16 protein-coding genes, 1 tRNA gene and 1 pseudogene are annotated in these 21499 nt (G+C 72.0%); 5 read left to right on the top strand and 13 right to left on the bottom strand.

The annotated features are described in order from the left end of the window. Positions 1-2: 2 nt before the first annotated feature. Positions 3-980, bottom strand: coding sequence for a DUF3097 family protein (locus DEJ30_RS16250; protein WP_110862721.1), 978 nt, complete (start codon positions 978-980; stop codon positions 3-5). Between the two features lie 80 nt (positions 981-1060). On the opposite strand from DEJ30_RS16250, the gene DEJ30_RS16255 reads away from it, so the two are divergent. Continuing rightward, on the top strand, positions 1061-2110 hold the full coding sequence (locus DEJ30_RS16255) for a zinc-dependent alcohol dehydrogenase family protein (protein ID WP_110862722.1): 1050 nt from the start codon (positions 1061-1063) through the stop codon (positions 2108-2110). 101 nt (positions 2111-2211) lie between these two features. Here the strand turns inward: DEJ30_RS16255 and DEJ30_RS16260 are convergent, their stop codons facing one another. The 9 genes from DEJ30_RS16260 to mnmA all read right to left on the bottom strand — a co-directional run bounded on the left by DEJ30_RS16260 (position 2212) and on the right by mnmA (position 15362). After that, entirely contained in the window at positions 2212-2934 is a 723-nt protein-coding gene (locus DEJ30_RS16260) for a methyltransferase domain-containing protein (RefSeq protein ID WP_110862723.1), read from the bottom strand. After that, the gene (locus tag DEJ30_RS16265) at positions 2931-4094 is read right to left on the bottom strand and encodes a type III polyketide synthase (protein ID WP_110862724.1); all 1164 of its coding nucleotides are present in this window, start codon (positions 4092-4094) and stop codon (positions 2931-2933) included. The genes DEJ30_RS16260 and DEJ30_RS16265 overlap by 4 nt, the downstream gene beginning before the upstream one ends. A gap of 109 nt (positions 4095-4203) precedes the next feature. Continuing rightward, positions 4204-5709, bottom strand: a complete 1506-nt coding sequence (gene gatB / locus DEJ30_RS16270) for an Asp-tRNA(Asn)/Glu-tRNA(Gln) amidotransferase subunit GatB (protein ID WP_110862725.1) — start codon at positions 5707-5709, stop codon at positions 4204-4206. After that, positions 5709-7256 carry an Asp-tRNA(Asn)/Glu-tRNA(Gln) amidotransferase subunit GatA gene (gene gatA / locus DEJ30_RS16275; RefSeq protein WP_110862726.1) on the bottom strand — a complete coding sequence of 516 codons (1548 nt, stop codon included), beginning with the start codon at positions 7254-7256 and terminating at the stop codon, positions 5709-5711. The genes gatB and gatA overlap by 1 nt, the downstream gene beginning before the upstream one ends. A gap of 11 nt (positions 7257-7267) precedes the next feature. Beyond that, complete coding sequence (gene gatC / locus DEJ30_RS16280) at positions 7268-7567, bottom strand: Asp-tRNA(Asn)/Glu-tRNA(Gln) amidotransferase subunit GatC (RefSeq protein WP_017887005.1); 300 nt, start codon at positions 7565-7567, stop codon at positions 7268-7270. Between the two features lie 131 nt (positions 7568-7698). Continuing rightward, complete coding sequence (locus DEJ30_RS16285; protein ID WP_110862727.1) at positions 7699-10017, bottom strand: transglycosylase domain-containing protein; 2319 nt, start codon at positions 10015-10017, stop codon at positions 7699-7701. Between the two features lie 231 nt (positions 10018-10248). After that, complete coding sequence (locus DEJ30_RS16290; protein ID WP_110862728.1) at positions 10249-11679, bottom strand: alpha/beta hydrolase; 1431 nt, start codon at positions 11677-11679, stop codon at positions 10249-10251. Between the two features lie 179 nt (positions 11680-11858). Beyond that, on the bottom strand, positions 11859-14189 hold the full coding sequence (gene ligA, locus DEJ30_RS16295) for an NAD-dependent DNA ligase LigA (RefSeq protein WP_110862729.1): 2331 nt from the start codon (positions 14187-14189) through the stop codon (positions 11859-11861). 66 nt (positions 14190-14255) lie between these two features. Next, positions 14256-15362: a tRNA 2-thiouridine(34) synthase MnmA gene (gene mnmA, locus DEJ30_RS16300; RefSeq protein WP_110862730.1), complete on the bottom strand. Its 1107-nt coding sequence runs from the start codon at positions 15360-15362 to the stop codon at positions 14256-14258. Between the two features lie 56 nt (positions 15363-15418). On the opposite strand from mnmA, the gene DEJ30_RS16305 reads away from it, so the two are divergent. The 3 genes from DEJ30_RS16305 to DEJ30_RS16315 all read left to right on the top strand — a co-directional run bounded on the left by DEJ30_RS16305 (position 15419) and on the right by DEJ30_RS16315 (position 17760). Further along, entirely contained in the window at positions 15419-16726 is a 1308-nt protein-coding gene (locus tag DEJ30_RS16305; protein ID WP_110862731.1) for an MFS transporter, read from the top strand. A 100-nt stretch (positions 16727-16826) separates the two neighbouring features. After that, positions 16827-16907: transfer RNA gene (locus DEJ30_RS16310), tRNA-Leu, on the top strand. Positions 16908-17052: 145 nt separating this feature from the next. Then, a complete protein-coding gene (locus DEJ30_RS16315) occupies positions 17053-17760 on the top strand; it encodes a DedA family protein (protein ID WP_110862732.1) in 708 nt (235 codons plus the stop codon). Positions 17761-17888: 128 nt separating this feature from the next. Here DEJ30_RS16315 and rdgB read toward each other — a convergent pair whose 3' ends face one another. The 3 genes from rdgB to murI are packed head-to-tail and all read right to left on the bottom strand — an operon-like array spanning position 17889 to position 20058. After that, the gene (gene rdgB, locus DEJ30_RS16320) at positions 17889-18482 is read right to left on the bottom strand and encodes an RdgB/HAM1 family non-canonical purine NTP pyrophosphatase (RefSeq protein ID WP_110862733.1); all 594 of its coding nucleotides are present in this window, start codon (positions 18480-18482) and stop codon (positions 17889-17891) included. Further along, the gene (gene rph, locus DEJ30_RS16325) at positions 18479-19216 is read right to left on the bottom strand and encodes a ribonuclease PH (protein WP_027464601.1); all 738 of its coding nucleotides are present in this window, start codon (positions 19214-19216) and stop codon (positions 18479-18481) included. The genes rdgB and rph overlap by 4 nt, the downstream gene beginning before the upstream one ends. Next, positions 19213-20058 (bottom strand): glutamate racemase, encoded by an 846-nt coding sequence (murI, locus tag DEJ30_RS16330; protein ID WP_027464600.1) that lies wholly within the window; start codon positions 20056-20058, stop codon positions 19213-19215. Before murI ends, rph begins: the two co-directional genes overlap by 4 nt. Before the next feature lie 112 nt (positions 20059-20170). Between murI and DEJ30_RS16335 the strand changes: the two are divergent. Then, positions 20171-21463, top strand: a pseudogene (locus DEJ30_RS16335) (nicotinate phosphoribosyltransferase); the annotation flags it as partial. Positions 21464-21499: the final 36 nt, after the last annotated feature.

Below are 21499 nucleotides of genomic sequence, written 5' to 3' on the forward strand. Positions count from 1 at the left end.
TCTCAGGCCTGTGGTTCCGTCACGAAGTCGATCAGCTCCTCGACACGGCCGAGCAGCTCCGGCTCGAGGTCCGCGAACGTGCGCACCTGCCCGAGGATCCGCTGCCACGCCCGGGCGATGTCGGCCTGCTCGGCGTGCGGCCAGCCGAGTGCCTGGCAGATGCCCGCCTTCCACTCGATCGAGCGCGGGATCGTCGGCCACGCCTGCAGCCCGACCCGCGCCGGCTTGACCGACTGCCAGACGTCGACGAACGGGTGCCCGACGACGAGCACGTGCGCTCCCCACCTGCCACGCATCACGGCGTCGGCGAAGCGGGACTCCTTCGACCCGGGCACCAGGTGGTCGACGAGCACCCCGACCCGACGCTCCCGCGTCGGCTGGAACTCGTCGAGCACCGCGGCCAGGTTGTCGACGCCGGAGAGCTCCTCGACCACGACGCCCTCGACGCGCAGGTCGGCGCCCCAGACCTTCTCGACGAGTTCCGCGTCGTGCTTGCCCTCGACCATGATGCGGCTGGGGAGCGTCACCCGAGCACGCTGCGACTCCACGGCGAACGATCCGGACGCGGTGCGGAGGCGACCGCCGTCGGACGCCTGCCGCACGGCGGGCGCGCCCCCGGGCCTCCAGTCCGCATGCACGGCACCGACGGAACGAGCAGCGCCAGCACGGCCAGCGGTACCAGCAGGGCCAGCCCCAGCAGCACCCGCAGCCGACCGCCCGACCGGCGCCGACGGCCGCCCCAGCGTCACCAGCTCACCCTCGAGCAGGAACTGCCCGGTGAAGGGGAAGGAGCGCGTGCGGCCCTTCCAGTCCTCGAGCGCGATGTTGCCCGCCTCGAGCCCCACCACGGCACCGGCCCACCCGGAGTCCGGGTCCTCGAGCACCATGTCCCGTTCGAGCGGCACCTGCCGCACCTTCTTCACCCCGCGCGAGCGCCAGTCCCCCGAGAGCACATCGCCGCCGTACCGGTCGTCGTCCACCCGCACGAGGGTACTGTCGACGACGGCCCGGACGACGTCGACCGCGCCGGTTCCCCATCATCTCGACGGAAGGCCCGCCCGTGCGCGCAGCGATCATCCACGCCCCGAACGACATCCGCGTCGAGGAGCGCGACCGACCCGGGCTCCTGTCCGGCAAGGACGTCGTCGTCAAGGTCCTCGCGGCCTGCGTCTGCGGATCGGACCTCTGGCCGTACCGCGGCGTCACCGAGACGAAGCGGCCGCGGCCGATCGGCCACGAGCTCGTCGGCGAGGTCGTCGCCGTCGGTGACGACGTCACCGGCCTGCACGAGGGCGACTTCGTCATCTCCCCCTTCACCATGAACGACGGCACCTGCCAGGCCTGCCGCAACGGCATGACCACCGGCTGCGACCACCTGTCCGGCTTCGGCAGCACGGACGCCTACGGCGACCCCGTCGGTGGCGCACAGGCCGAGTACGTGCGGATCCCGGACGCCGACGCCACGCTCGTCGTCGTCCCCGGCCCGGTCGACCCGGCCCTGGTGCCGTCGCTGCTCACCCTGTCCGACGTCTTCTCGACGGGCCACCACGCCGCCGTGTCGGCAGCGGTCGGCCCCGGCAAGACCGTCGTCGTGGTCGGCGACGGCGCGGTCGGCCTGTCCGCCGTGCTCGCCTCGAAGCGGCTCGGTGCGGAGCGCATCATCGCGATGAGCCGGCACGCCGACCGCCAGGCGCTCGCCCGCGAGTTCGGCGCGACCGACATCGTGGCCGCCCGTGGCGCCGAGGGCGTCGACGCCGTCCGGGAGCTCCTGGGCGGCGACCTGGCCGACTGCGCCGTCGAGGCCGTCGGCACCGAGGAGAGCATGGACCAGGCGCTGCACTCGGTGCGCCCCGGTGGCAACGTCGGCTTCGTCGGGGTCCCGCACGGGGTGCCGACGATCGGCACGCGCTACCTGTTCGACACGAACATCGCCATCGCGGGCGGCATGGCCCCGGCCCGGAAGTACATCCCCGAGCTGCTGCCCGACGTGCTGTCCGGCGCGATCGACCCCGGTCGCGTCTTCGACCTGGAGCTGCCGCTCGACCAGGCGGCCGAGGCCTACCGCGCGATGGACGAGCGCCGGGCCATCAAGGTGCTGCTGCGCCCGTAGTGGCGCGCGGGGCCGCCGGCTGGCCGTTCGCGCTCAGCGACAGTTCACGCACTCGCACGCCCGTGATCTGTCGCTGAGCACGAAAGGTCCGGGCAGCCAGCTCACGCGTCGCGGATCGCGAGCACCCGGTGCGGTGCGGCCGCCTCGGCCCGCCACCCGCCGGGCAGCACGTCGCGGAGTTCCGGCACGGTGAAGCTCCGGCGGATCGACCGCAGGCCGTCGACGCGGATGAACGTCCCCGCCGCCACGAGCGGCGACGCGAGCGCGTACGCCCGGTAGGCCGCCGTCGACCGCCGGATGTCCGAGTGCAGGCTGCGTCCGCTCGCGAGCTGCTCCGAGTCGGCGAGGAACCCCCGCCGCTCCTCGTCGCCCAGGTGGTGCAGCACGTGGTTCGACACGACGACGTCGAACCGCTCACCCGCCGCGACCAGGTCACCGCTCGACTGCTGCCGGAACGTCACACCGGTCGGGGACGACCGTCGTGCCGCGGCGATGGCGCGTCCGTCCGGGTCGACCCCGACGACCTCGAGGTCGAAGCCGTCGCTCGCCGCCCACCGCACCAGCGAGCGGGCCAGGTCGCCGCCGCCGCACCCCAGGTCGAGCACCCGCCCACGGCCGTTCGCCGGCAACGCGGGCACGACGTGCGAGCGCCAGGCTGCACGCCAGCCGCTCACGAGCGCGTTCACGACGGCGAAACGCCGGAACGTGCGGGCGAGCGCGCGCGGGTCGCAGTCCGGGTCGTCCATCAGTTCGGTCAGGTCGAGCGCGCGGGTGCGCAGGTCGACGGACGGGAGGCCCGGGTCGTCTCCGGTGCGACGGCTCACGCCACGCCCGTGGTCGCGACCGGCACGCGCGCGGGCTCGACGGCCGGCACGCGAGCGGGTTCGACGGCCGGCGACGCCTCGGTCCGGACGGCGGTGAGCCGGGCGCTCTCCACCGTGAGGCCGGGGCCGAAGGCGAGCGCGACGACGGGGCTGCCGTCCTCGAGACCGGCGTCGACGGCGTCGCGCAGCACGAAGAGCACGGTGGCGCTCGACATGTTGCCGTGTTCGCGCAGCACCCGCCGGCTCGACTCCATCGCACGGTCCGGCAGGCCGAGCGACTCTTGGGTGCGGTCGAGGATGGCCCGGCCGCCCGGGTGGACCGCCCACACCGGCACGTCCGAGGCGGGCCCGCCGTCGAGCAGCGGTTGCACGGCGCTCGGGACGTGCAGGCCGACGAGCTTCGGCACGGCGGTGGACAGGACCATCTCGAAGCCCTCGTCCCCGATGTTCCACGCCATCTCGGACGCTCCCTCGGGCACCACGGCCGTCGTGAAGTCGTCGAAGCGCAGACCGGCTCCGTCGCGGGCGACCACCGCGGCGGCCGCACCGTCGCCGAAGACGCTGTTCGCGACGATCTGGTCGGGGTCGTTCGAGGCGCGGACGTGCAGGGTGCAGAGTTCCCCGCAGACCACGAGCACGACGGCGTCCGGGTCCTGGTCGACGAACGCCGCGGCGATCCGGAGCGCGGGGAACGCGGCGCAGCACCCCATGAAGCCGATGTGGTGCCGGAAGACGCCACCGGGGAGCCCGAGCTGCTCGACGACGTCGATGTCGGGTCCGGGCTGCGTGAACCCGGTGCACGACACGGTGACCAGGTGCGTGACGGACTCCGGTGCGATGCCGGCGCGTTCGACGGCGTCGCGGGCGGCGGCGACGAACAGCGGCGGGGCGAGTTCGCGGTACCGGTCGTTACGGGAGCCGGTGGACGGCGAGCGCAGGGTGCCGTCGTCGTCGCGGAAGGCACCACCGGCACGTGCGGAGTCGAGTTCCTCGAGGACGGTGTGCCGCTGGTCGACCGCCGACCCGTCGAACGCGGCCGGGACGAGCCGTTGACCGAGCCGCCCGAGGTCGGGTTGGGCGGAGAAGAGGTCACGCACCCGGGGCTGGTCGAGGGTCGTCTCGGGGACGGCGGTTCCGATGGCGCGGATCGTTGCGGACACGACTCATCCTGTCACCCGATCGCTGACGCGTCCCCAGGATGCACACGGCGACCGGGACGCACGGAGGGCACGGCACCGACCGGTGACGTGCCCTCCGTGGTGGGACTGCCTACGACTGCTGCGCGCGCTCCAGCACGAGTTCCCGCACGCGGGCGGCGTCGGCCTGGCCCTTCATGGCCTTCATGACCGCACCGATGATCGCGCCGGCCGCCTGGACCTTGCCGTCCTGGATCTTCGCCAGCACGTCGGGCTGCGCCGCGAGTGCTTCGTCGACCGCAGCCGTCAGGGCGGAGTCGTCCGAGACGACCTTGAGCCCGCGGGCCTCGACGACCTGGGCAGGCGAACCCTCGCCCGCGATGACGCCCTCGAGCACCTGGCGTGCCAGGCGGTCGGTCAGGTCACCGGACTCGACGAGCGCGATGACCTCGGCGACGTGCTTCGGCGACACCAGGTCACCGGGAGCGGCGTCCTGCGCGTTGGCGACGCGGCTGATCTCACCGGTCCACCACTTGCGGGCGGCCTGTGGTGCGGCGCCGGCGGCGACGGTGCCCTCGACCTCGTCGAGGAGCCCGCCGTTGACGACGTCCTGGAACTCCAGGTCGGCGAAGCCCCAGTCACCCTTCAGGCGACGGCGACGTGCGACCGGGGCCTCGGGCAGCGAAGCACGGAGCTCCGCGACGACGGCCGGGTCCGGCACGACGGGCAGCAGGTCGGGTTCCGGGAAGTACCGGTAGTCGTCGGCGTCCGACTTCGGACGACCGGCCGAGGTGCGGCCGGTGTCCTCGTGCCAGTGGCGGGTCTCCTGCGTGATCGTGCCACCGGCGGCGAGGATCGCGGCCTGGCGCTGGATCTCGTAGCGGATCGCACGCTCGACGGCGCGGAACGAGTTGACGTTCTTGGTCTCGGTGCGGGTGCCGAGCTTCTCCTGCCCGCGGGGGCGCAGCGAGATGTTCGCGTCGCACCGCAGGTTGCCGCGCTCCATGCGGGCCTCGGAGACACCGAGCGCCCGGACGAGGTCGCGGATGACCTGCACGTAGGCGGCACCGAGCTCGGGGGCACGGTGCTCGGCGCCGAAGATCGGCTTCGTGACGATCTCGACCAGGGGCACACCGGCACGGTTGTAGTCGACGAGCGAGTACTCGGCGCCCTGGATGCGGCCGGTGGCACCACCGACGTGCGTCAGCTTGCCGGCGTCCTCTTCCATGTGGGCGCGCTCGATCGGGATGTTGTAGATCGTGCCGTCGGCGAGCTCGACCTCGACCTCGCCCTCGTAGGCGATGGGCTCGTCGTACTGCGAGACCTGGTAGTTCTTCGGGTTGTCCGGGTAGAAGTAGTTCTTCCGGGCGAACCGCGAGGACTCGGCGATCGAGCAGCCGAGCGCGAGCCCGAGCTGGATCGAGTACCGCACGGCCTGTGCGTTCACGACCGGCAGCGACCCGGGCAGCCCGAGGTCGACCGGGGTGACGTTCGTGTTGGGCTCGCCGCCGAAGAAGTTCGGGGCGTCCGAGAACATCTTGGTCTTCGTCGCGAGTTCGACGTGGACCTCGAAGCCGAGCACCGGCTCGTAGCGCTCGAGCGCCTCGTCGAAGTCCATCAGCGCGTCCTTCTGCGCCATCAGATCACACCTTCCTGCGCAGCGGACTGCTGACTCTGGTCGAGGTCCGGGACGGACGCGATGAGCGGCGCGCCCCACTGCTGTTCGAGCAGGCGCTCGAGGGCGGCACCGTAGCGGTACAGCCGGGCGTCCTCACGCTGGGGCGCCATCAGCTGCACGCCGACGGGCAGGCCGTCCTCGGGCGCGAGGCCGTTCGGGATGCTCATGCCGGGGACGCCGGCGAGGTTCGCCGGGATCGTCGTGAGGTCGTTGAGGTACATCGCCAGCGGGTCGTCGATGCGCTCACCGATCGGGAACGCGGTCGTCGGCGCCGACGGGCTGACGAGCAGGTCGACCTGCTCGAAGGCGGCCTGGAAGTCCCGCTGCACGAGCGTGCGGACCTTCTGCGCCGAGCCGTAGTACGCGTCGTAGTAGCCGGCGCTCAGGGCGTAGGTGCCGAGGATGATGCGCCGCTTGACCTCGGGCCCGAAGCCGGCTTCACGCGTGGCGGCCATGACGTCCTCGACGGTGGCACCGTTCTCGGGCGTGACCCGGAGGCCGAAGCGCACCGAGTCGAACTTGGCGAGGTTCGACGACGCCTCGGCCGGGAGGATGAGGTAGTACGCGCTGATCGCGTACGCGAACGACGGGGCGTCGATCTCGACGACGACCGCACCGGCCGACTCGAGCAGCGCGACCGTCTCCTGGAAGCGCTGGGTGACACCGGCCTGGAACCCGTCGCCCCCGGCGAGCTCCTTCACCACGCCGACGCGCAGGCCGCGGAGCGTGTCCGCCTGCAGCCCTTCGCGTGCGGCGGCGGCCATCGAGGGCCAGGCGTCCGGGATGGACGTGGAGTCCTTCGGGTCGTGCCCGCCGATGACGTCGTGCAGGAGCGCGGCGTCGAGGACGGTGCGGGACACCGGACCGATCTGGTCGAGGCTGGACGCCAGGGCGATGGCGCCGTAGCGGCTCACCCCGCCGTAGGTCGGCTTCACGCCGACCGTGCCCGTCACGGCACCGGGCTGGCGGATGGAGCCACCCGTGTCCGAACCGAGGGCGAAGGGGGCTTCGTGCGCGGCCACCGCGGCGGCCGAGCCACCGCCGGACCCGCCGGGGATCCGGTCGAGGTCCCACGGGTTACGGGTCGGACCGTAGGCCGAGAACTCCGTGGTCGAGCCCATCGCGAACTCGTCCATGTTGGTCTTGCCGAGCGGCACGAGGCCGGCGGCGCGGAGCTTCGCGACGGGGGTGGCGTCGTACGGCGGCACCCAGCCCTCGAGGATCCTGGACCCGGCGGTCGTGGGCATGTCCTGCGTGCACAGGACGTCCTTGACCGCGATCGGCACACCGGCGAGGGGCCCGAGGTCGTCGCCGGCGGCACGGCGGGAGTCGATCGACTTCGCCACGGCCAGGGCGTTCTCGTTGACGTGCAGGAACGCGTGCACGTCGCCGTCGACGGCGGCGATCCGGTCGAGGTGGGCCTGGGTGGCCTCGACGCTCGAGACGTCGCGCGCCACGAGGGCGTCGGCGAGCGCCGCGGCGCTCAGCTTCGTGATGTCGTCAGTCACTGTTCTTCGCCCTACTGTTCTTCGCCGAGGATGGCGGTCACGCGGAACCGTTCGCCGTCGGAGTCGGGCGCCCCGGAGAGCGCCTGCTCCTGCGTCAGCGTCGTGCCGACCACGTCGGGTCGGGTGACGTTGCCGAGCGGCACGGGGTGGCTCGTCGCCGGGACGTCGTCGGTCGCGACCTCGGCGACCTTGGCGACGCTCTCGACGATGTGCGACAGCTCCCCGGTCAGCTTCTCGATCTCGTCGGGCGTGAGTGCGATACGTGCGAGGTTCGCCAGGTGCGCGACCTGCTCGCTCGTGATGTCAGGCATGGTGCTCCGTCGATCGGTTCGTGGAATGCCCCACAGTCTATTGGCTGCGTCGGGCGCGCAGGCGCGGCTGTGGACAACGCCCCGCAAGGCCCGGTGCCGGTCCGCCGGACCGGCACCGGGCCTCCAGAGGGTCACTTCCGGTTCTGGTCTCCCGCAGCCGGCACCGCCGGAGCCACCGTCGCGACGGGCGCTGGCGAAGCCGGAGCAGCCGGAGCGGCAGGCGCAGCCGTCGGCGTCGTCGGGTCGTCCTGCGCCGTCCTCTGCCCGGACGAGGAGCCCGACGACGAAGAAGACGACGACGACGAAGACGACTTGCTCGCCTGCCCGATCATCGCCTGGCTCGGTGCGGGCAGCGCTCCCCCGCCGACGGTCTGGTCCAGGTACGCCATCATCGACTTCCCGACCCCGAACTTCGCGCTGTACCCGGTGGTGCCCTGCAGGAACGGCCAGTTCGCCAGGCTCACGCTCCCCTGCACGTTGCCGACCCAGGTGGCGTTCGTGTACTTCGTCGACGACGCGACCAGCCAGTTCTGCACGTCACCGTCGGTGGTGCCGGTCTTCGCGAACTTCGCCACGCTGTCCCCGGGGTTCGCGCTCGCGGCCGTCCCCGACCCGGACAGGACACCCTGCAGCGCGTAGTCGACCGTGCCCGCGACGTCCGCCGAGACACCCTGCGTGCAGGACGACGGCGTCGGGGTGATCTTCGTGCCGTCCGCATCGGTCACCGAGTCGATCGCGGTGGGCGTGCACACGATGCCGCCGTCGGCGAAGCCCGCGTAGGCCTCGGCCAGGTCGATCGGCGAGAGCTCGTTCACGCCGAGGATCGAGGACGGCGTCTGCGTCAGGTCACCGCCGTCGGCGCGGTGGATGCCCATCGACTGCGCGAGCTGGGCGATCTTGCACAGGTCGAGCTGCTTCCCCATCTGGGCGTACGCGGTGTTGATCGACTCGACCGTCGCCGCCTCGACCGACATCGACGACGGCACGCTCTCGGCGTTGGCGACGTTCCAGGTGCCGCCCGCGACGTTCTGGCAGGTGTTGGTGAACTCGGCGTTCTCGAACTGGTGCTCCGAGGTGGTGACCGAGTCGGACAGGGTGTGCCCACTGGCGAGCCACTCGGCCAGGGTGAACACCTTGTAGGTCGAGCCGGTCTGGAACCCGCCCGAGTTGCCGTACCCGGAGTCGGCGCTGTAGTTCACCGCCGTGGCGCCGGCCGCGGCGTTGTCCCCCTGCGTGTACGTGGTGTTCTGGACCATCGACATGATCCGGCCGGTGCCGGGCTCCACGGTGACGTTCGAGCCGCCGACGTCGACGCCGGCCATCGTGGCCGGCACGTAGGTGGACAGGGCGGACTGTGCCTGGCCCTGCAGGTCGAGGTCGAGCGAGGTGTGGATCTGCAGCCCCTTGGTGTCGAGCGTGGCGATGCGTGCCGCCGCGGTCTTGCCGAACGCGGGGTCCTGCAGCACCTGGTCGCGGACGTAGTCGCAGAAGTAGCCGGCGTCGTAGTTCGTCGCGGCGGTCGAGCACCCGTTCGCGGTCTCGGTGATCTTCGGCGTGACCGGCGTCGCGATCGCCTCCGTCATCTGTGCCTTCGTGATCGAGCCGTGCGCCTGCATCCGGCGGAGCACGTAGTCGCGGCGTTCCTTCGTCAGCTCGTACCCGTTGGCCGTGCCGTTGTCCTTGTCGCTCGGCACGTCGATGCGCAGGTTCGACGGGTTGTTGAGGATCGCGACGAGCGTGGCCGACTGCACGAGCGACAGGTCCTTCGCGTGCACGCCGAAGTAGTGCTCGGCCCCGGCCTCGGCACCGTAGACCCGCCCGCCGAGCCCGACGATGTTGAGGTACCCGGTCAGGATCTCGTCCTTCGAGTACTTCTTGTTCACCGCGATGGCGTACCGCATCTCCTGCAGCTTGCGCTGCGGCGTGACGCCGGCCGCGTCCTCGTAGCAGGCTTCGACCTTCTTCTCGGTGGCGGCCTGGTCCGTGCCCGTGAGCTCCTCGCACTGCTGCACCAGGACGTTCTTGACGTACTGCTGCGTGATGCTCGAGCCGCCCTGCACGTCCCCGCCGACGACGGTCGCGGCGACACCGCGGAGCGTGCCGAGCACGTCGATGCCGCCCTCGTCGTGGTAGCGCGGGTCCTCGGTGTCGATCGCCGCCTGCTTGAGCGGGTCCGCCATCTGGTCGGCCGTCACGTTCGTGCGGTTCTCAGCGTAGAACGAGGCGATCTTGACCTGCTTCCCGCCCTTCTCCGCGTACACGGACGACACCTGCTGCGGGGTCTGCACGTCGAGGTAGGTCGGCAGGTCCTCGAAGAACGAGACCGCCCCGGAGGTCCCCTCTCCCACGACGGCGACCGCCGGGGTCACCGCGACGGCGACGAGCATGCCGGCGAGCACGGACATCACCACGAACATCAGGAGAGCACCAGGCCATCGCACCACACGCATGACGGCACCGTAGGCAGCAGGGCTGTACTGGTTCTGCCCTGGAACGAGTGCAGGCTGCGGTCGCGTTCAGGTTGCCCCCAGCCCGTTCCGGGGACGGGTCGCGATGCGCACGGGCGTACCGATCCGGCCGGGAGGCCCGCGACGGCTCCGGCACGTCGGCCGCCGGTCACGATCGGGTCACGCCCACCGCGTCGCCACGACCGGCGGGTCCGCCGGGTCGGCCAGGGCCGCTCAGTCACGGGGCTGCAGGTCCTGCGGGCGCACGAGGTACATGTCCGGCGAGGCGCCGACGATGTCGTCACCACCCGACTTCCCGCGTCGGATCTGCTCGCGCACCAGGTCGCCGCGCCCGATGCCGATCAGGGCGACGTCGTGCAGCGATGCCGTGCCCGGCTTGAGGTAGTCGTTGTGCCCCACGGGTCGCCGGAACACGTCACCGGCCGACAGCGCGTCGGCGCCCCCGGCCAGGTCGAGCACGGTCGACCCGAACGACGCCCCACCCGGGTCGGTGCCGAAGTACCCGGAGCCCGCGATGGGGTCGCTGTGCGCACCGCCGACGAAGACCTGCCCGGTGGCGACGGCGAGGTCGGCCGCCGTCCGGACGTCGCTGCCCGGCGACCCGAGCACGGTCAGGGTGTCGGCGGTCATCCGCCCCGACGCCAGGGCCGTCATCGCCGTGGTCGACCCGTACGAGTGCGCGACGATGTTCACCCGCGGTTGGTCGCCCGCGCGGATCACGCGCAGCCCTGCGACGGTCCGTTCGAGCCGCTCCGCCCCGGTCCGTGCGAGCCCGAGCGACAGGATGTTCGACAGGTCCGGCGTCCGGTACCCCATCCACGCGACGACGGCGGCACCCGACCCGTTGCCGGTGGCGGCGAGTGGCGCCAGGGTGGCCTGCTCGCGGGACAGGTCGTCGGCGGTGTTCGTGAAGTCGGTCATCTGCCCGGTCACCGTGAAGAACATGCCCGGCACCACGACGGTGACGTCGGCCGCGGTGTCGAGATCGCCGATGCTGATCGCCGCACGCCCGGAACCCCGGGTGTCGAGCGCCACCAGGAAGCGCCGCGGGTCGCCCGGCTCCTGCACCAGGGAGTCCCGGACCTGCCCGAGCATCGCGGCCCGGGCAGCACCGAGGTCGGCGTCGGCGAGGCCGGACGTCAGCGTCGCGCGGTTGGCCTGGTCACGGACGGCGTACGGCACGCCCTCGAGGTTCCCCACCAGGGCGGGTGCGTGCACCCGGAGCCGGTCCTGCTCGTCGGCCGGCAGGTGCGACCACCACTGCGCGACGGTCTGCGCGGGCGGCGGGTCGTCCTGCACCGTCGCCACGACACGACGGTCGGTGGCTGCGCTTCGCAGGTCGGCGGCGCCGAGTGCGCCGAGGTCCTCGACGAAGGCTCGTCCGTGCGCGGCGGCGAGGTCGTCGACCCCCACCCCCGACGTCGACGCCGACGCCGCCGCTGGTGCCGCCGGTGCCGCCGCTGGTGCCGCCGGTGCCGCCGGTGCCGCCGAGAGCGTGGCGACGACGGGGTCCGCGACCGGGACGATGCGGGTCGCGGCGGTGCTGGTGACCGTGACCTGGTGCGCCGGGGGCATGCCTGGGGCCTCGATCACTCCGAGCGAGTGCACCGAGGCGGTGAGCAGAGCCGCAGCGATGAGCAGCAATCGGGTCTCCCCCGGGAAGGCCGTCCCGACGTCCCCCTGCAGACGACGGGTGATGCTCGGTCGAGTCTATGGAGATGTCCGTCGATCATCCATGCGCGATGCAACTTGTCCCCCGAACTGGGCACGTCCGACGGCGCGCCGCGCTCAGCGGATGCGACCGGGCGTGCTGTGCATCCCGCTCAGTCCTCGGTCGTCGGCGCTTCCGGTTCGGCGAGCGCCGCCGGCCCCTCGGTCACGAGCAGGTGGAACTGCTCGGCGTCGATGATCCGGACGCCCAGCTGCTCGGCCTTCGTGAGCTTCGAACCGGCACCCGGACCGGCGGCCACGAAGTCGGTCTTCTTGCTCACGCTCGAGGCCGCCTTGCCGCCGGCGGCGATGATCGCCTCTTGTGCACCTTCTCGCGTGTAGCCCTCGAGTGACCCGGTCGCGACGACGGTGACGCCGCTCAGCACGCCGCCCTCGACGTCGGCACTGCCCGGGCCGGGGTGGCCCGGGGTGGCGAACTGCACGCCGGCCGCGGTCCAGCGGTCGATGATCTCGCGGTGCCAGTCGACGTCGAACCAGGCGAGCAGGGCGTCGGCGATGATGCCGCCCACCCCGTCGACGGCCGCGAGGTCCTCGCGCGAGGCCGAACGGATCGCGTCGAGGGAGCCGAAGTGGTTCGCCAGGGCTCGGGCGGCGACGGGTCCGACGTGGCGGATGCTCAAGCCGACCAGGATCCGCCACAGGGGCTTCGTCTTCGCGGCGTCGATGTTCGCGAGCATCTCGAACGCGTTCTTCGACGGGTAGCGGCTCGGCTCACCGGTGTAGTCGGCGCCCCGCGCCTCGGGGTCGAACGGCGGGTCGGTCTTCTTGCGCGCCCGGCTGAACGGTGTGACGCGCTTCGGGGCGCCGTCGTCGTCGACCTTCTCCATGCCCGTCTCGGCGTCGCGGACGATGACCTCGATCGGGACGATGTCCTGCATGGTCAGGTCGAACAGTCCGGCCTCGGTGACGAGCGGCGGGGTCTCCGGGCGGAGCGGCTGTGTCAGCGCCGCGGCCGCGACCTCGCCGAGCCCCTCGATGTCGAGCGACCCGCGCGAGGCGATGTGCTCGACCCGACCGCGCACCTGTGCCGGGCAACTCTTCGCGTTCGGGCAGCGCAGGTCGATGTCGCCTTCCTTCGCGGGGGCGAGCTCGGTGCCGCACTCGGGGCAGTTCGTCGGCATCACGAACTCGCGCTCGGAGCCGTCCCGGAGCTCGACCACCGGGCCGAGCACCTCGGGGATGACGTCGCCGGCCTTCCGCAGCACGACGGTGTCGCCGATCAGCACACCCTTCGCCTTGACGACCTGCTGGTTGTGCAGCGTGGCCTGGCGGACGACGGACCCGGCGACCTCGGCCGGGGCCATCACCGCGAACGGGGTGGCACGGCCGGTGCGGCCGACGCTGACCACGATGTCGGTGAGCGTCGTGTGCACTTCTTCCGGCGGGTACTTGTAGGCGATCGCCCACCGCGGCGCCCGTGACGTCGACCCGAGTTCCTCGTGCAGGGCGAGGTCGTCGACCTTCACGACGACGCCGTCGATCTGGTGCTCGACGGCCGAGCGGCGCTCCCCCGTGGTCCGCACGAAGCCGTTGACCTCGTCGATGGTGTCGAACACCCGGTAGTGGCTGCTCGTCGGGAGCCCCCAGGTCTGCAGCAGCTCGTACACCTCGGACTGGCTGCGGACGTCGGTGCCCTGCTCGAGTTCACGCACGGGCCACGCGCCGATGCCGTGCACGAGCATCCGCAGACGCCGCAGCCGGTCGACCATCAGGGCACGCTTCGCCTCGGACTTGCCCTCTTCCTTCTGGCGGAGGGACCCGGCGGCGGCGTTGCGCGGGTTGGCGAACACGCGCTCCCCCGCCTCGCGCTGGTTCGCGTTGAGCTCGTCGAACTCGGCGACCGGGAAGAAGATCTCGCCCCGGACCTCGACCAGGGGCGGGTGGCCGGTGCCCGACAGGCGGTCCGGGATTGTGCCCATCGTGCGGACGTTGCCGGTGACGTCCTCGCCGACCACGCCGTCACCGCGGGTGGCGGCCGAGACGAGCCGACCGTGCTGGTACCGCAGGTTGATCGCCAGGCCGTCGATCTTCAGCTCGGTCAGGAACCGCACCCGCTCGGCGCCGGCGTCCCGCTGCACCTTGAGGGCCCACTCGGTGAGCTCGTCGGGGCTGAAGACGTTGTCGAGCGAGAGCATGCGCTCGGCGTGCTCGACCGGTGCGAACTGCGTCGTCTGCGCCTGCCCGCCCACGGTCTGCGTCGGGCTGTCGGGCGTCAGGAGTTCCGGGAACCGCCGTTCGATCGCGTCGAGGCGGTGCACCAGGGCGTCGTAGTCGGCGTCCGACAGGGGCGAGGCGTTGCCCTCGTAGTAGTCGTGGCGCAGCTCGTTGACGCGGGCGCGCAACCGGTTGACCTCGCGCGCGGCCTGGGCGGCGTCGAGCCCGTCGGGGGCGATGGTCTCGAACGTCGCGTCGGTCTCGCTCATGGCATCAGTTCTACCGTGCACCACCGACGCGGCGTGCAGCGAGCGTGCGCCCCGGGAGCGGCGGGGTCAGGCGTCGACGGGGACGGCGCTGACCGTGGTGTCGATCGTGCACTGGCCGAGCACCCGCGTACCGACGTAGACCACGGCGGTCTGCCCGGGAGCGACACCGTGCAGCGGCTCGTCGACGCCGATGACGAGCACGTCGTCCTGCACCCGGGCGGTCGCGGGCACCGGGTCGGCGTGCGCGCGGATCTGCACGTCGCAGGCGAACGGCGTCGCGGGGTCGGCCGGGGCCGTGCCCGCCCAGGTGAACCGCGAGCCGGACATCGAGGTGACGGCGAGGGCTTCCTTCGGGCCGACGACGACGGTGTTGTCCTTCGGACGGATCTCGAGCACGAACCGGGGCTTGCCGTCCGGTGCCGGGCGACCGAGGGCCAGGCCGCGGCGCTGTCCGACGGTGTAGCCGGTCGCGCCCTCGTGCGAACCGACGACCGTGCCGTCGCGCTCGACCACGTCCCCGGGGGCGGTGCCGACGCGGTCCGCCAGCCAGCCACGGGTGTCGCCGTCCGGGATGAAGCAGATGTCGTAGGAGTCCGGCTTCTGGGCGACCGTCAGCCCGCGCTCGGCGGCCTCGGCCCGGACCTCGTCCTTCGACGGGGTGGCTCCGAGCGGGAACATCGCGTGCTGCAGCTGCTCGGCGGTCAGGACCCCGAGCACGTACGACTGGTCCTTCGCCCACGCGGCCGACCGGTGCAGTTCACGGGAGCCGTCGGGACCGGTGACGATCGAGGCGTAGTGCCCGGTCGCGACGGCGTCGAACCCCAGGGCGAGCGCCTTCTCGAGCAGCGCCGCGAACTTGATCCGCTCGTTGCAGCGCATGCAGGGGTTCGGGGTGCGGCCGGCCTGGTACTCGGCCACGAAGTCGTCGACGACGTCCTCCTTGAACCGGGCCGAGAAGTCCCACACGTAGTAGGGGATCCCAAGGGCCGACGCGGCGCGCTGGGCGTCCATCGAGTCCTCGATGGTGCAGCACCCGCGGCTGCCGGTGCGCAGGGTGCCGGGCATCCGGCTCAGGGCCAGGTGCACGCCCACCACGTCGTGGCCGGCGTCGACCGCCCGGGCTGCGGCCACCGCCGAGTCGACACCACCGCTCATCGCCGCAAGAACACGCATGCCTCCAGGGTAACCCGCCGACGAAGCGGTACCGCTGGCGTACCGTTGGTCGGGCGATGGCCACGACGGGGAACGACTCATTCGACTTCCGGTCCGTCCTGCTGTCCGGGTTCCTGCCCGCCGCGCTCTTCGCGATCGGCGAGGGTGCGATCATCCCGATCATCCCGATCGCGGCCGACTCCCTCGGCGCCAGCCTGGCGTTCGCGGGCTTCGTCGCCTCGCTCATCCTGGTCGGGGAGCTCATCGGCGACGTGCCGTCCGGCATCGTCGTCGCCCGCATCGGTGAGCGGAACGCGATGATCGGCGCCGCGCTCGTCTCGGTGGTCGGGCTCGTCGTCGCCACGACGGCCGCGAACGCCTGGGTCCTGGCGCTCGGGGTGTTCCTGGTCGGCGTCTCCACCGCGGTGTTCGCACTCGCCCGGCACGCCTACATGACCACCGCGATCCCCCTGCGGATCCGGGCACGGGCGCTGTCGAGCCTGGGCGGCGTCTTCCGCTTCGGCTACTTCGTCGGCCCGTTCATCGCCGCCGGCGTCATCCACCTGACCGGGACCACCAGCAGCGCCTTCTGGATCCACGTCGTGTGCTGCCTGGCGGCGGCGACCGTGCTCCTGGTGCTGCGCGACCCGGCGACGGGCACACGCGGCCTGCGGTTGCCGCCACGGGCCTCCCGGCTGTCGGCCGACCACGCGACGGACGCGAGCCACCAGGCGACCGAAGAGCCCGCCGACACCGGCGCGCAGTTCGTCCAGCAGGAGGCGCAGGGCCTCTTCCGCACCATCCGCGCGAACGGGGCGGTCCTGCTGCGGCTCGGCAGCGGAGCAGGCCTGATCGGCGCCATGCGCGCCGGGCGGCAGGTGATCCTGCCGCTCTGGGCGGTGAGCGTCGGCCTCGACGACTCGACCGCGGCGCTCGTGATCGGCATCGCCGGAGCCGTCGATTTCGCGCTCTTCTACACGAGCGGGCAGATCATGGACCGGTGGGGACGGCTCGCGAGCGCGCTGCCCTGCATGCTCGGCCTGAGCATCAGCTACTTCCTGCTCGCCTGGAGCGGCTACCTGGACGCCCGGGTCGGCTGGTTCGTCGCGATCGCGATGGGCATGTCCCTGGCCAACGGGGTCGGTTCCGGCATCCTCATGACGCTCGGCGCGGACCTCGCACCGCGCGACGCCCCGGCACCGTTCCTGGGGGCCTGGCGGTTCACCGGCGACTTCGGGTCGGCGGCGGCACCGCTCCTCATCTCCGGCGTGACCGCCGTCGCGTCCATCGCGGTCGCCAGCGGGGTGATGGGCGTGCTCGGCCTGGTCGGCGCGGGCATCCTGCTCCGGTACGTCCCCCGGTACCTGCCGCGCCCGCTGCGCTGACACACGGCGGCGCCTGCGGACCGCGCACGGTCCGCACCACGGCCTGGAGGCCCGGCGCACGTCCGCCCCGCACCCCGCGCTCGGTAGACTGCCGCTGCTCGCGGGAGTGGTGGAATCGGTAGACACGCAGGATTTAGGTTCCTGTGCCCCAGGCGTGAGGGTTCGAGTCCCTCCTTCCGCACCGAGTCCCTCCTGCCGCACCGTTGCGGTCATCCGCACGCCTCGAGCGGGTCAGCCCTGCGAGGGATGGCCCGGTCACTTCCGGGCGGTACCCTCGTCCCGCGGGAGTCCTCCCCGTGACCCCCGCCTCCACGACCGGAAGAACCATGCACTCCGTCGCACTCGCCCTGATCCCGTGGCTCGATCCGCAGTACATCCTCGACCACTTCGGGGCCATCGCCGTGCTCGTGGTCTGCGCGATCGTGTTCGCCGAGACCGGTCTGCTCATCGGCTTCATCTTCCCGGGCGACAGCCTGCTGGTCATCACCGGCCTGTTCGCCTTCGACCGCGGCGGCGAGATCGGCGGCATCCCGGTGTGGGTCGCGGCGCTGATGATCGGCGCCGCCGCGTTCCTCGGCGGTGAGCTCGGCTACTACATCGGCAAGAAGGCCGGGCCACCGATCTTCGAGCGGAAGGACAGCGGGCTCTTCTCCAAGGCGAACGTCGAGCGCACCAACGCGTTCTTCCACCGCTTCGGCCCCCTCGCCGTGATCCTGGCGCGCTTCGTGCCGGTCGTCCGCACCTTCGCCCCGATCGCCGCGGGCGTCGGCCGGATGGACTACAAGAAGTACTCGCTCTACAACGCGATCGGCGCCGTGGTCTGGGGCGTCGGCGTGACGTTCCTCGGGTACTTCATCGGGCACATCCCCTTCGTGGCGCACATCGTCCGCGAGTACATCGACATCATCCTGCTGGCCGCGGTCGTCGTGACCGTCGTGCCGATGGCGCTGACGTACCTGCGCAACGCCCGCAAGGCGAAGCACACGAACGAGGCCGAGGCCACCACGGCCCCGACGATCGACCCGACGCTCTAGCCGCAGCACCGGCTGTACCGGCGCTCCCGCGCTCCCGCGCTCCAGCGCACGACCGAAGTCGCCCCGAACCACGTGATCACGTGGTCCGGGGCGACTCCGGTCGTGCGGAACGGAAAGAGCGCTGGCGCTCAGACGCCGAAGTGCTCCCGAACGATCGGCGCGATCCCCCGGAACGCCTTGCTGCGGTGCGAGAGCGCGTTCTTCTCGTCACGGGTGAGCTCGGCGGACGAGCGATCGGCGTCGTCCGGCCGGAACACCGGGTCGTAGCCGTGGCCGCCGTCCCCGACGGGCTGGGTCAGGACCTCGCCGTTCCAGACCGCCTCGACCACGTGCTCCTGGCCGTCGGGCGTCACGAAGGCTGCTGCGCACACGAACGCGGCGGTCCGCTCGACGACACCCTGCAGGTTCGTGAGCAGCAGCGCGATGTTGTCGGCGTCCGAGCGGGTGCCGGCGTACCGGGCCGAGTGGATGCCCGGTGCGCCCCCGAGGGCGTCGACCGCGATCCCGGAGTCGTCGGCGAGCGCCGGCAGCCCCGTGTGCGCGACGGCGGCACGCGCCTTGATCAGGGCGTTCGCCGCGTAGCTGTCGCCGTCCTCGACCGGCTCGGGGCCGTCGTACCCGACGAGTTCGACACCCTCGCCCAGCGCCGACCCGAGGATCTCGCGCAGTTCGACGACCTTGCCCTGGTTGTGGGTGGCCAGCACCACCTCGCGGGACGTCACGCCAGACCCAGGACCGAACGCTGGATCGCTGCGAGCGACTGGTTGCCGGCCAGGCCGAGGTCGAGCAGGACGTTCAGCTCGTCACGGTCGAACGGCGCGTGCTCGGCGGTGCCCTGCACCTCGATGAACTTGCCCGACCCCGTCGTGACGATGTTCATGTCGGTGTCCGCGGCGGAGTCCTCGGTGTAGGCCAGGTCGAGCATCGGCTCCCCCTTGACGATGCCGACCGAGATCGCCTGCACGCTGTCGGTGAGCGGCGTGGCCTTCTTCGCGATGAAGCCCTTGGCGCGGCCCCACTCGATCGCGTCGGCCATCGCCACGTACGCACCCGTGATCGACGCCGTGCGGGTGCCGCCGTCGGCCTGCAGCACGTCGCAGTCGATGACGAGGGTGTTCTCGCCCAGGGCCTTCGTGTCGACGACCGCGCGGAGCGAACGCCCGATCAGGCGGGAGATCTCGTGCGTGCGACCGCCGACCTTGCCCTTGATGGACTCGCGCTGCATGCGCTCGTTGGTCGACCGCGGCAGCATCGAGTACTCGGCGGTGACCCACCCGGTGCCCTTGCCGGCGAGCCAGCGGGGCACGCCGTTGGTGAACGACGCGGTGCAGAGCACCTTGGTGTTGCCGAAGGAGATGAGCGCGCTGCCCTCGGCCTGCGTGCTCCACCCCCGCTCGATGGTGACGGGACGGTGGTCGGTGGCGGTGCGGCCGTCGACGCGGAGGTTGTCGGTCATGGGGTCCTTTCGGTGCGGGGCAGCGTGATGGCCCCCGTCTGGAGGTGGCCGACGCTCGAGACCTCGGGGCCGAGGAAGCGCCGGGCGAGCCGGATGAAGCCGTTCTTGTCGTCGCCCGTCGCCTCGAACGAGTACGTCGGGGCGGTGGTCGCGGTGCGCTCGAGCCCGTGCTCCACGAGCCGGCGGTAGACGTCGTTCGCGGTCTCCTCGGCGCTGGAGACGAGCGTGACCTCCGGACCCATGACGAACTGGATCGCGGCGGACATGAGCGGGTAGTGGGTGCAGCCGAGCACGAGGGTGTCGACGTCGGCGGCACGGATCGGGTCGAGGTACCCGGCCGCGATCTCGCGCAGCGACGGCGACGAGGTGTCCCCCGCCTCGACGAACTCGACGAACCGGGGGCACGCGGCGGTGGTCAGCGTGACGTCGGCGGCGACCGCGAAGGCGTCCTCGTAGGCGCGCGACGCGATGGTGCCGACGGTGCCGATGACCCCGATGCGGCCCGTGCGGGTCTGCTTGACGGCGGCGCGGGCCGCGGGCTGGATGACCTCGACCACGGGGATGCCGTACGCCTGCTCGTACCGTTCGCGGGCGTCGCGGAGCACGGCGGACGAGGCGGTGTTGCACGCGATCACCAGGGCCTTCACGCCCTGCTCGACCAGGTCGTCCATGACCTCGAGCGCGTAGCGGCGGACGTCGGCGATGGGCTTCGGACCGTAGGGCGAGTGCACGGTGTCGCCGACGTACCGGATGCTCTCGCGCGGGAGCTGGTCGATGATGGCGCGGGCCACGGTGAGGCCGCCGACCCCGCTGTCGAAGACTCCGATCGGTGCATCCGTCACGGCACCAGCGTACCGACGCCCGCCGACGAGCACCGACGCGACCACGCGCGCCACGCGTGCCGGGCGCCCGGAGTGATCCGGGCCTCCCGAGGGTCACGTCACTAGTGTCGAAGACGTGACCAGCGCGCTCCTCACCGACCAGTACGAGCTCACCATGGTGGACGCTGCCCTGAAGGACGGCACCGCCGACCGCCGATGCGTCTTCGAGGTGTTCGCCCGGCGGCTGCCGGACGGCCGCCGCTACGGTGTCGCGGCCGGACTCGGACGCTTCCTCACCGCCCTCGGCGACTTCCGCTTCGGCGACGAGGAGATCGGGTTCCTGCGCGACCGCGGCGTCATCGACGCCGGCACCGCCTCGTGGCTCGCCGACTACCGGTTCAGCGGCGACGTCCGCGCCTACCGGGAGGGCGAGGTCTACTTCCCGAACTCGCCCATCCTGCAGATCGAGGGCACCTTCGCCGAGGCCGTCGTGCTCGAGACCCTCGCCCTGAGCATCTTCAACGCGGACTCCGCGATCGCCTCGGCCGCCGCCCGCATGGTGTCCGCCGCCGACGGCCGCCCGCTCGCCGAGATGGGCTCCCGCCGCACCGGTGAGTGGAACGCGGTCGCCGCTGCCCGTGCCGCGTACATCGCCGGCTTCGGTGCGACGAGCAACCTCGAGGCCGGCCGCACCTGGGGCATCCCCACGATGGGCACCGCCGCGCACGCCTTCACGCTGCTGCACGACTCCGAGGAGCAGGCGTTCCGGTCGCAGCTCGACGCGCTCGGCAGCGGCACGACCCTGCTCGTCGACACCTACGACATCGAGGCCGCGGTCGAGACGGCCGTCCGGCTCACCGACGGCAAGCTCGGCGGCGTCCGGATCGACAGCGGTGACCTGCCGTCCGTCGTCGCCGCGGTGCGCGCCCAGCTCGACCGCCTCGGCGCGACGGGCACGAAGATCACGGTGACGAACGACCTCGACGAGTACACGATCGCCGCGCTCCGAGCTGCCCCGGTCGACTCGTACGGCGTCGGCACCTCGGTCGTCTCCGGCTCGGGGCACCCCGCCGCCGGCATGGTGTTCAAGCTCGTCGCGCACCGGGACGCCGACGGCGGCGACTGGGTCCCCGTCGCCAAGAAGTCGGCCGACAAGGCATCGATCGGCGGCCGGAAGGAGGCGGGCCGACGACTCCGCAACGGCGTCGCGACCGCCGAGATCGTGCTCACGGGTGCGCAGGTCGGCCCGGACGAGCGGCCGCTGCTGGTCCCCGTCGTCACCGGCGGCGAGGTCGACCCGGCGTTCCTCGGCACGCAGGGCGTCGAGGCCGCACGCGCGCACCACAAGCGCGCGAAGGCGGAGCTGCCAGCCGACGCGTCGCGCATCGGGCGCGGCGACCCCGCCATCCCCACCCTGGTGATCTAGGGCACGCGCGCACGTGCGTCGCGTCGCGTCGCCGCT

The organism is Curtobacterium sp. MCPF17_003 (assembly GCF_003224385.1).
GTDB classification, from domain to species: Bacteria; Actinomycetota; Actinomycetes; order Actinomycetales; family Microbacteriaceae; genus Curtobacterium; species Curtobacterium flaccumfaciens.

Excerpts from the sequence above, each read along its gene's own strand:
- DEJ30_RS16285 (WP_110862727.1), bottom strand. The coding sequence starts at position 10,017 with ATGCGTGTGGTGCGATGGCCTGGTGCTCTCCTGATGTTCGTGGTGATG.
- mnmA (WP_110862730.1), bottom strand. The coding sequence starts at position 15,362 with ATGCGTGTTCTTGCGGCGATGAGCGGTGGTGTCGACTCGGCGGTGGCC.
- ligA (WP_110862729.1), bottom strand. The coding sequence starts at position 14,189 with ATGAGCGAGACCGACGCGACGTTCGAGACCATCGCCCCCGACGGGCTC.
- gatC (WP_017887005.1), bottom strand. The coding sequence starts at position 7,567 with ATGCCTGACATCACGAGCGAGCAGGTCGCGCACCTGGCGAACCTCGCA.
- gatB (WP_110862725.1), bottom strand. The coding sequence starts at position 5,709 with ATGGCGCAGAAGGACGCGCTGATGGACTTCGACGAGGCGCTCGAGCGC.
- rph (WP_027464601.1), bottom strand. The coding sequence starts at position 19,216 with ATGACCGACAACCTCCGCGTCGACGGCCGCACCGCCACCGACCACCGT.
- DEJ30_RS16305 (WP_110862731.1), top strand. The coding sequence starts at position 15,419 with ATGGCCACGACGGGGAACGACTCATTCGACTTCCGGTCCGTCCTGCTG.
- DEJ30_RS16315 (WP_110862732.1), top strand. The coding sequence starts at position 17,053 with ATGCACTCCGTCGCACTCGCCCTGATCCCGTGGCTCGATCCGCAGTAC.